Origin of the sequence: Neorhizobium sp. S3-V5DH, from assembly GCF_004343065.1 — a bacterium.
GTDB classification, from domain to species: domain Bacteria; phylum Pseudomonadota; class Alphaproteobacteria; order Rhizobiales; family Rhizobiaceae; genus Neorhizobium; species Neorhizobium huautlense.
The window spans coordinates 1-1,729 of record NZ_SMCL01000049.1; the positions used below are offsets into that span (position 1 = coordinate 1).

Sequence of the window (1,729 nt, forward strand, 5' to 3'; positions counted from 1 at the left end):
AATCAATCGCACCCCTGCCACACCACCCGGCATGCGGGTCCGCACCGGGCGGTTTGAGAGATTGAGGCTAAGCGAGCCTGGGTAGTCCGATTTGATCGGCCCATTTGATGGTGAGGACACTGTTGAGAAGCTTGCCGCTGTTGCGCCACCAGCTGCCGGCATTAGCCGCCACCCGTTGCGCTGTAGCGAGGTTGGCTCCCCGTGTCTTCAGTTCCCGGAAGATTGTCCTGCGCTGTTTCCATTGCTTGAGCTGAATTGCCCTCACCCGATGGCGCATCCACTCATCCAGCTCTCGCCAGACCTTTGGGGTTTGCGCCAGTCGGAAGTAGGCCTTCCATCCTCGCACGAAGATGCGCAGTCGCTCTGCTACCGCTTTGACGGAACGACCCGTCACGCGCCGTGTCAGTTCGCGGATGCGCGCCTTGAACGTCTGGATCGCTTTGTCGGCAACCCGTCTCTTGACCAGACGTCCCGCGGCAACGAAGAAGGCGTAACCGAGGAATTTACGGCCGAAGACGCTGGCGACGGCACTCTTGGTTTCGTTCACCGTGAGGTGAAGTTTCCCATAAAGACGTCGCAACAGAGCTAGCACCCTTTCTCCCGCGCGCCTTGACCGCACATAGACATTGCAGTCGTCGGCGTAGCGGCAGAAGGCATGGCCCCGCCGTTCAAGTTCCTTGTCCACCTCGTCCAGCAGGACATTGGCCAGAAGCGGAGACAACGGCCCGCCCTGTGGCGTGCCCCTGATCCGTCTGACGGCCACACTCCCATCGATAATGCCGGCACTCAGATAGGCCCGGATCAAGCGGATCACGCCGGGATCGGGGATTTTCTTGCGCAGACGGTCAATCAGGATGTCATGGTCAACCCGGTCGAAGAACTTCTCCAGATCAACGTCTACAACAACCCGTCGTCCGGACTGCACGAAGGATTGCGCCGCTAAAACGGCGTCATGGGCACTTCGTCCAGGGCGGAAGCCGTAGCTGTGCTGACTGAAGGTGGGGTCAAGGATAGGCTGGAGGACTTGCAGGAGCGCTTGTTGGATCAGGCGATCCAGCACCGACGGGATGCCGAGCTCACGCTCGCCGCCCCCCGGCTTCGGGATCATCACCCGACGTACCGCCTGTGGCCGGTACGTCCCCTTTAAGAGGCTGTCACGGATGGCAGGCCATGAGGTTCGCAGCAGCGCGGCCGTCTGGTCGATATCCAGTCCGTCAACACCCGCTGCTCCCTTGTTGGCGCGCACCTGCTTCCAGGCCCTCAAGAGGTTCTCTCGCCTCAGGGCCGCATCAAGCAGCCCTGCACCTGTGTCGTTTCCCGTCCAAGGCGGGGGCGTGGCTTCGTCAAGAACGCCAGACTGACGGGCTTCACCCGCTTCCTCTTGCGATCTCCCGGTAGTCTCCGGCATCTGACGCATGGCCTTACCCATCCCTGGTGGAAGCTTCACTCTCTCTCATTCGGCCCTTCGTTCGCGCCAAGACGCTCCCTACTACGGCTTCTGCTGACTTCTCGCTCCGGCTCGACACCGTCGCCCTTTCAGGCACAAGGCGAGATCTCCCCAGGTAAGAACGCATTCCTTCGCTGCACGATCGCCGGATTTACGACACCGACCCTTGGTCACGAGAGCTTCGCGGTTCGTTGCCCGCTCGCCCTGGTCGGCATCGCCTCATATCCGGTTCTTGTTCATCGACCCGCAGTTTCGATCCACGCTTCCTCCCCACGCTCGGTC

General features: G+C 61.2%; 1 protein-coding gene. It reads right to left on the reverse strand.

The features are described from left to right. Positions 1–67: 67 nt before the first annotated feature. The gene (gene ltrA / locus EDE09_RS27905) at positions 68–1,246 is read right to left on the reverse strand and encodes a group II intron reverse transcriptase/maturase (RefSeq protein WP_245505263.1); all 1,179 of its coding nucleotides are present in this window, start codon (positions 1,244–1,246) and stop codon (positions 68–70) included. Positions 1,247–1,729 lie beyond the last annotated feature (483 nt).